The organism is Sulfobacillus sp. TH-112, assembly GCF_057473405.1.
Window position 1 is genome coordinate 1 of sequence record NZ_JBYCKN010000135.1, and the last position, 8,846, is coordinate 8,846.

Annotated in this window: 8 protein-coding genes; all 8 read right to left on the reverse strand. The window is 55.0% G+C overall.

Annotated features, from left to right (window positions below):
• Window positions 1-39 precede the first annotated feature (39 nt).
• Entirely contained in the window at window positions 40-2,001 is a 1,962-nt protein-coding gene (locus ACOJWD_RS09620; protein ID WP_486993013.1) for a BbrUII/HgiDII family restriction enzyme, read from the reverse strand.
• Between the two features lie 1,393 nt (window positions 2,002-3,394).
• Complete coding sequence (locus tag ACOJWD_RS09625; RefSeq protein WP_486993014.1) at window positions 3,395-4,579, reverse strand: tyrosine-type recombinase/integrase; 1,185 nt, start codon at window positions 4,577-4,579, stop codon at window positions 3,395-3,397.
• Between the two features lie 82 nt (window positions 4,580-4,661).
• Window positions 4,662-5,699 (reverse strand): toprim domain-containing protein, encoded by a 1,038-nt coding sequence (locus tag ACOJWD_RS09630; RefSeq protein WP_486993015.1) that lies wholly within the window; start codon window positions 5,697-5,699, stop codon window positions 4,662-4,664.
• A 151-nt stretch (window positions 5,700-5,850) separates the two neighbouring features.
• Window positions 5,851-6,681, reverse strand: coding sequence for an ArdC family protein (locus ACOJWD_RS09635; RefSeq protein ID WP_486993016.1), 831 nt, complete (start codon window positions 6,679-6,681; stop codon window positions 5,851-5,853).
• Window positions 6,678-7,109: a hypothetical protein gene (locus tag ACOJWD_RS09640; RefSeq protein WP_486993017.1), complete on the reverse strand. Its 432-nt coding sequence runs from the start codon at window positions 7,107-7,109 to the stop codon at window positions 6,678-6,680. The genes ACOJWD_RS09635 and ACOJWD_RS09640 overlap by 4 nt, the downstream gene beginning before the upstream one ends.
• Window positions 7,015-7,866: a hypothetical protein gene (locus ACOJWD_RS09645; protein ID WP_486993018.1), complete on the reverse strand. Its 852-nt coding sequence runs from the start codon at window positions 7,864-7,866 to the stop codon at window positions 7,015-7,017. Before ACOJWD_RS09645 ends, ACOJWD_RS09640 begins: the two co-directional genes overlap by 95 nt.
• A 5-nt stretch (window positions 7,867-7,871) precedes the next feature.
• Window positions 7,872-8,525 (reverse strand): lytic transglycosylase domain-containing protein, encoded by a 654-nt coding sequence (locus tag ACOJWD_RS09650; RefSeq protein WP_486993019.1) that lies wholly within the window; start codon window positions 8,523-8,525, stop codon window positions 7,872-7,874.
• The coding region (locus tag ACOJWD_RS09655; protein ID WP_486993020.1) for a hypothetical protein at window positions 8,506-8,846 on the reverse strand (341 nt) is incomplete at its 5' end. The genes ACOJWD_RS09650 and ACOJWD_RS09655, both read right to left, overlap by 20 nt.

Here is an 8,846-nt window from a genome sequence, read left to right on the forward strand (position 1 = left end):
GAAGTGGCCCTCGGCAAAAGTTGATGGACCCGTTACTGTTCAAATTTGTTTTTGTGCATCACCCTGAATAGCGCGAATTACCTCGAACACGCGCCCAGCGGTTTTACTCTGTTCCAGAAAACCTTGGTATGCTCTCATGGCATTGTTAATTAACTCTAGATAGGTCACAACCCTTGCATCCTTGCTCTTCAAAATCTGGGTTTCTTCGTCCCGCGTGTTCGCCCTTTCCCAGCCCTTGAGTGGCTTTCCAACAACGCAAATAAACTCCATCGGTTCCTTTAGCCCTGCTTGATCGAGAATTTTTTGAAGACCTGAACGATATTTATCGATTTGCTTTCCAAGTTCCCAAACGTCAACTATTCTGTCAGGACGTTTGAGCTCAACAATCACGTGTTTGTTTGAGACCTGCTTATATCGAATATCCACGCGTGCCAGTTTCTCTTCGTCGGTCAAACCAGCGTCAATGTTCTCCATGAACTTGCCAACCCTTTGCTCCATGGCCCACGAATCGGTAGCACGTTCCCACGACGGATCAAGCAGCCACAAGTGTGTAAAAAGGTGCTCTTGAATGACCTTTTCCAACGCATTGGACTCAACTTTTTCGTGAAGAAGTTTAATGACCTCAATACGTTCTTTAACGATTTGGTAATACAGTGTCGCCTCTAATTCGTCTAACCGTCCAAAGATTTCGGTAAGCTCTGCTAAATTCTCAACCGATATGTTCTCAAGAGCTTCTAGATTGTCTCGATATTTCAGACTCTCAAAGGCCAGCACAGCATGACTAAATAGAGCCTCGCGGTCTTCCGCTCCTTCTACCGTGATTTGATTAATTCGACCGAATAGTTTGGTAGCCGTCGGCTTATATTCAGGACTCAATGTCCCAAACCACTCTTTAACCGCTGGAATCTTTAATGCCTCATCCTTTCCCTTTTCATTTCGCAACTGTGTCCACTGACTTTGAATCATCTTCAGCTGAACCTTGACCCAATCTCGCAAGTCAACGTAACGGGCATCATCCTCAATAATATTCTGACGACTACTAGTCGCTATATCATCCATGTCGTCTGTATCCAAAAAATCTGCATGTACTTCCCCAATCAAATACTTGCTATATAATCCTGTTTCGTTCAGCTCAGACAAGATGTCTTCTTGAGCCAGTTTGTTGCGCACCATGACAACAATTTTATTAAGACTCTCCCCGTCCTCATCTTTGAGATCGGACGACTCCTTAACAGTTCCAATCCAGCCCGATACCGGATACCCGTGTAGAGTATCCGCGTCTGCCTTCGTGTGGTTCGGAATCAGATCGTTTGGCAATTCAATATTCCCATACGTCCAAACATGCTCCATCTTCTTGAAATAATCGCGATCGGCAATCGAAATCGGGGTTCCATTGATGACCACCTGAAATTTATATTTATCGCCAATAATACCAAAACGACGAGCCAGTTTTTTCCTCAAGGATACCTCGTGTATGCGCTTTTGTCTCAAATCCTTCAACACGATCATGGTTCCGTTTGACCAATCGATTCTATCGGTATCCAAAACATCCGGCCGATAAGTCCCGCCGGTTTCGCCGGCATCTTTAATTTGGGCCTTGATATCGGGCAATGACATTCTAAGTGCGCTTTTTTCGCCATCTCGCTTTGAATACACTTCTATAGTGTCCGCAATTGAAAACAGAGATAGCTTGCCTATCCCCTTCCGACCCATTACTGGACGGCCGTATTTCTTAGTCACCTTGCCGTCCGGATATTCTCGACGCGGATAACCGACTTTAAGATATTTTTCATTGATATCCTGACGAGTCATACCGTGCCCATCATCAAAAATTCGAATGAGGCCATCTCCTCTGTCGATATCAATCTTTACACAATCCGCATCAGCATCCCATGCGTTGGCCACAGTTTCTGCCAAGACAGAAGCCATGTTGCTGTACAAATTTATTCCAAGGTGGCTAAGAACATTAAGACTAATCGTTATTTTGAATTCTTCGGACATATGTATCCCTCACATGATCTAAGAGTGTCAAACCCACAACTTCTCCGAGTCGCACAGGACCGCATTGCCAACGAGTCTGCCCAAGGTTTTCATAACCACGCGCTGCTCCGGACCTGCAAATCCAAAATTCATAGTCTGCAGGGAATGTCTGTAGAAGAGCAGTCCCCTTAAACTTAACGCTCTGTCTTGCTCTGGATGCCCAAAACGTCCGCTCCCATATCCATAAGCCGGCGTCGTTGTTGGCGGATTTGTCTCACGCCATGATAGGTTTTCCTGGACGGTTGCCTGTGACATTCCGCAACTAATCCTTGCGGCCATTCTCGCCGAGACCCTCCCGGGTGCGAATTCCGGATTCGCTTTAGATTACTCCGACAGCTTACTCGATCGGCGCAGAGGATCTTCTACGGACGCGTCTCCCGACTGCAGGGGAGGCAGGTGTGCAATCACATCTCGGACTTTAGGACAAGTGTTTTGATCGTGCATTGGAAAAATAGTCTCCGGAGCCACCTTTGCTTTGATACGTCTTCATGAACAAAAACCGCATCATTATTCGTTTCGAAGGGATACCGACACGCTGGATCTATGTCTATTTCTGCACGCACGAAGATCCCCGCGTTCAAAAGGCCTCGGGTCAATTCACCCATGCCAGAAAACAGATCCGCGGCTCACATACCCAATCTCCATCGCTCCCTCCATCCCAGTATAGTGTCACTGCACCGCGATAGGAATATTTTAGAGATAAAAACACCGTCGACATCGGCTGCTACGAGCTTATCGGGGTTTTCACAACCCAAGATTACCCATCCTTATGAATTACCTTCGCAAGCACAAAACTGCGGCCATGGGGAACCCTCACGAACCGGTTAATCTGCGTCAGTGAGTGGCAATGACAATGCTCGGGGTAGAGCGTCGATGGGATCTCTCGTCGTCATGGTTCCACGCCAAAATCATCCCCGTTTGCGGCTGGCAAAGGCGTGATGAACATAACCACCTTTACGGCGTCCTGCTGATACCCAACTTGCATGCACCTTGCCCATAGAGCCTCAATAGTACATCGGCGAACACCAAATGCTCTGTCCTCTTGCTCCCATTGTGATGAGACAACATGGGAATACGGAACTTTCGTGTCTTCATGGCCACACCTTGGTTAGCAAATGTCGGGGCATATCCCATAGACACATCGGTCCTCCCAACCCGCCATTAGTATCAACGGGATGGTCGGAACCAGACCTGCCAATAGATCATGGGTTGGTCGCACCGCTTCGGTGTGGTAAGTAAGACAACTCGAACAATGGCGGAAACTCCTTTTCGCGTCATCGTCAGGAAAAGACTTATCTCACACCGTACATGCGTACAATTAAGGACTGTGATTTTGGAGAAGATCTTACATGTGTTATTCCCTCAAGGGTTCTTTCGACCGAGCCGCGCCCCCAGTCAAAAGGTAATCCATCTTCTGCGTCGCCTCCGCCTGCATGTTGGGTAAGAGATGACCGTAGACCTGCAACGTAATGGAAATGTTGGCGTGGCCCAACCTCTCCGATACCACTTTTATCGGCACCCCATTGGTCAACCACAAAGTTGCCATCGCATGCCTTAAGTCGTGGATTCTTGTGGTGGGCGGCAGACCAGCCGCCTCCACTAATTGCTTATATCGCCGCCGGACGTTCCCAGGCCAGAGCAAGGTCCCCTTGCGTGTCACAAACACATAGCCCGTCTCCTGCCACTTGTCGCCCAGCATCATCCGTTCCGCCTGTTGCTCGGCTTGGTGTACTTTGAGCAACTCCACTAGAAAATCGGACATGGCTACCGACCGACGTCCTCGTGCAGTTTTCGGTTTATGGATTACCCGAAGCCCAGAATCCACTGCTACGGTTCGCTGGATGTAGAGGGTTTTAGTGTTCCAATCGATATCATCCCATTTGAGTCCGAGGCCTTCCCCACGGCGACAGCCAGTCAATGCAACCAACCACCAAAATGCCTTCAGGCGGTCATGGTCTGCCTCACGCAGTAACGCTCGAGATTGTTCGATGGTCGGTGGCACAATTTCCGGCGAACGGAGTCGCGGTGGATTCACCCGATCCGCCACGTTCACGGGGATGAGTTCGAGACGGACCGCTTCGTTCAAAGCCGTATGAGTCACCACATGCACATGTCGCACGGTGCTGGTAGCTTTCCCGGATGCCAACAAGCGACTATAGAGTCCCTGCAAATCCGCGGGTGACAATAAGGCCAAAGGCTTCTTCCCAAATTCCTTCAGAAGCGGCTTAATATACCGCCGATACGCGACCAAGGTAGTGTCCTGCACCCGAGCCGCCGCCACTTCATCTAACCATTGGGCAAAATAGGCCTGCACCGTAATATCACTCGGCGGGCGATACTGAGGCGTCCGTCGATGTTCGACAATAGTGGCATCCACCCACTTTTGCGCATCGACCCGCCGAGCAAAACTCGCCGAGCGTTGCTTCCACTGGCCCGGCACATCAAGATCGGGATATTTAATAATGCCTTGCCACCGGGTGGTAGCGGTATCGGGATGCTTTCGCACAAAACCACTGGGATTCCGTCGTCGCGTTGTCATCAGTTCTCTCTCCTCACTTCAATCTCAATTTGTCTACCGTGTGCAGTTCACTCACGTTCGTCCCTCGAGAGCCCTCTCCCCGCTATCGCTCCCGGCCACGATCCTCACGCATGCGTGCCACCTCCCGTTCCCAGAGCTGGGTAGTCTCGAGCAATGCCCGATGCCCCGCTTGCCACGCTGCATTCCAGTCCTTATGAGCACGATCCGGAGATATCGTGGTCGTTGGCGCCTGTCCTCGATGCTGTCGCACCCACTCGGCATAGCCCTGACCGGCGGCGTCCTGGTCAAAGGCCGTCACCACCGCATCAAATCCCTCCCACATCGGTTCAGCCAATCCCCCCGCTCCACTGGACGAGCGAATCGACACCCGATGGGCGATGCCCTCGTCAATGGCACTGGCCCAGAGGGTGATAGCATCGATCGGCGATTCCGTGATGATGAGCGTTTCGTGAGACTGGCCCAACGTGAACCATCCATCCTTGAGGCGGCTTCCCGAGGCCACCCACTTGGTCGGGCGATTCGATGGTGGCGGGGACGCTTTAGTCCAGCGGAGACTATAGCCCGTTACCGAGGAATCCGGTCTATCCGCCCGATGGGGAAAGACGACATAGCCGTGGTGGAAACCTGCACCGGCGTACACAGAACCCCGGCGGTACAAATCGGCCACCACCAACTCCGGCAATCGGCGTTCTCCCACCAAATAGTCCCGTACGTGGAACCACTCCCGCTCGGAATCTGCCATCCGCGTTGGATGGCGCAGAATGGTGAGACGTACGCGCACTGGTCGCGATTCCGGCTGTGCACGGTCCCATGTCGGTCGCATCTCATGCAACATCTGCACGGCCTCCAAAAAACTCGTCTGGCGCACCACCATGACAAAGTTAATCGCCCCTTTAGGCGAGACCGTCAGCCGATCATCGGGCCGATTCATCACACGAAACACATCCCCGTCTGCCAGGGGCAACACATTCACTTTCGTCCCATCCGGCAGTATCCATCGCACCCGCCCGGGTCCTTGGCGTTCGTGGCTCAGATAGGCTCCGGGACAGAGCACCGGAATGACCTCGGCTAACGGCAACCGCCGCAAAGATTCCAGTCCCTCAGAGAGATGTTGCGCCATGCTAAATTCCTCCCTTCGCCTCACGCTACCCACCGCACGGTTGATTCCCCTTCCATCACAGGGCCCAAGCTAGGTCCGCCTCTTCGAAGTCCACAAGCGCCCGCAAAACTGCCAATGGCGGCCACGCGGACCGCCACCATGGCTCATTCCGTCACCGATCCGGGGTCATCGTTCTCTCCACAGCACCCACTGGCTCCCGATCCAGAACCGGCAACCGCTCTTGCACCGGATCCACCATCTGTTGGCTTCGCCGCAAGATTTCCTCGGCCATCGCCATGACCGTTTGACCATCCCCCTGACTCCACGAGGCCACATAGCCGACCGAATAGGCCCGGGTATCCAACCCAAAATGCGACGCCACGACGTATGCGGTGGATTCGGCCACCACTTCTTCTTCGCCGCGCGACCGAGTGTCGTTAGCCGATCGCAATCCGTGAGCCCATTCATGCAATAACGTCTTCACCTGCATGTCGGGAGCTAAATCCTCCAAAACGGCAATGGTACGGTCTTGGATGTGAAAGACGCCATTGGCGCCCCGCAAATCAGCCACCCGACGCACGGGGAAGGGAATAGCCGCCTCAATGGCTACCAACAACGGGGCGTGCTGGTTGCCTGCCAACCGCTCCGGCAGACCACGGATGGGATCACCCTGGGTCTGCGCGATGTCAAAGACTGACACCGTGTGAAACCCCACCACCTGCCGGGTCTCCTCATCGCCCTCGCGTTCGCGCTCCCGTTTAACCAACGGCGCCAAAATCGTGATACCCCGCTCCCCCGATTGCACCTGGCGCCCCAAGGCCTGCCAGGCCCGATAACCGTGAACCAGCGTCGCCTCCGGACGCTGGGAAAAAATCAAGAGGGTGTTATTGAGCGAATAGCGATGAAACGTGCCCATGACGCGAAGAAATTGCGCCCATCGGGCATCAGTAGTCAGGTCGGTTAGCGTTTCGGTAATCCGTGTACGCGCATCATCTCGCGTCATGGCCGGTCCTCCGGGTCTAGCACCTCCAACGCCGCCCCCGCGGCTGGCCATACCGACCCTTCAGCCACCCACTGCCGCAGTTGGTGAAACCAGGCGACATCGGTCCGATCCGGTTCATCCATCAGGGCCCGCGCGGCATCCGAACTCACCCCAAAAGCCTCGGCCAAGCCCGCATAAAACGCCCGGTCCGCCCCTTGAACGACAAAACCCTGCGGTGTCATCCGCAGGGCCTGTCGTTGCTGAAGAAATCGGTCTAGCGCCTCCGTCACCGGGGGGTGCTGCGCCAGCCCGGGTTCGCGCTGCCGCATCGTGTCACCCACCATCAACACAAAGTCATGAAGTTCCTGTAGCGTCGCCGCGCAATTGAGTAGTTGCGCCCAAGCTTCCTCTAAGAGTAAAACCTCTTCCGGATTCGGCACTCTTGCCATCGTGACAACCTCCTTGAATTCTTGTTTTGGTGGAACCGCTCCAACCGAGGCTGCGCGGCGAATCCCACGGGATCGATGGAACCGCCAGCGCCGTAATGGGCTCTGATTGAAGCACCCCCAAGGTAGACTGCCATCCCGATTGGGGCCGCCAACGCCAAAGCGTCACCAATCGCAGTCCCGTGTTCGCCGGTCCTCGAAGTCCCCACGTCAACACCAAGGAGTGAGGCCTGGAGCCCACACTGGCCATCCAGCCGGTGACTCCCGTCGTCACACCCATATCCGTCAAAAAGGCGCCCGTCGGTTCCGTGTCCATGGTCGGCATGACTCCATGCCCCGTTTCGAGGGTCATAACCCATTGAGCGGTCCCGCGAAGTGGGACAGGTGCGGTAGACGACTGGGCCAGAGCCTTTACGGTACTCGCCTGCCAACGCACGTGTTGGTCCTGACTCACCGCAAACCAGACCCGGCTCTGCCGAACCTGGGGCCAAAACCACCAGATCCGGTGCGGATCGGCCGGATCGGTAATCACACTCGGCAGAATCCCCCGGTGACGCCAGCGGGTCGGGACACCGTCGAGCACCCATACAGCCGACCCCGGCGGGGCGTTATCCTCCAGGGATATTGTCTCGGGTCCGAACTTCTCGGTGCTGTGCCGTCCTTTCATCGAAGGGTTTAATTTCGGATGGTGATGACCCCCAATAGCCCATAGTGGGCCGACGGCCAGTATGGCGAACATGATAAGTCCAACCCATCGCACATGCCTTACCCCATGGCCTTCGTCACCCCCCGGAACTGGCCTGCAACCTCAGCCACGGCATTGGCATATTGCGCCAACGTCAGGGTGTTGGCGCCCGGGTTAGGCACGATATTGAGCCAGACTTGGGCCCTTGTCCAGGGCATGGGTACTTTGGGCAGGAGCGCCATTTCCAGTCCCGCTCCGCCATAATAGGCAGCAGAGGCTTCACGCCAACTGTGAAACAGCCCATGCAAGGCGGCCAAGTAGCGGGCACCGGCCATGATGTTGTCGGCCGGGTTGGCTCGCTCCGCGGTGGTCAAGTCCATCGTCCCCGGCTCGAGCTGCATGAGCCCATAGGCCCCACCCACGTTACCGGCATGAGATTGACCACGGCTTTCCACCACGATTTCGGCCGCAATCCACGGTGCCGGCACCCCGGTCACTTGGGCCGCCTGATTAATGGTGGTGCGCCACGGCCCCACTTCCGAAGAGAAAACGGCGGAAGACGACAACAGCACCGTGGACGCGGTCCCCGCCCGATGGGATTGCGCCTGCCATCCCACCATTGCCGCCAGCAAGAGAAAGACGACCAGTCCCGCGATGCCGAGCGCACCCCAAAGCCAACGCAGACCATGCGACAATCCAAGACGCGCCCACGGCTCACTTTGGTCCTGAACCATGGTCCACCGGCCTTCCCCCGGGCGAAGCGCCCGCCCGCTCCAACAGGTGGCGTTCATGCGGCGCCAATTCCACCTCGAGCCACACTCGGCCATTGCCCGCCATCAAGAGCCCCTCGCCCACTTTGGCGGCTTGTAGCGTATCCTGTTCTTTATCACTCAAGTGAAAGAGATGCGTGACCGCATCGAGATCTTGACGATGGTCTTGACGAAAGAGCAGGGTATAGGCACAGTTCCCGATCACCGCCTCACCCTCCCCGCGCACCGCATCAGTGAGAAAGTCGTTCACCTGTTGGGTAATGATCATGAGCGCGCCATTGTAGC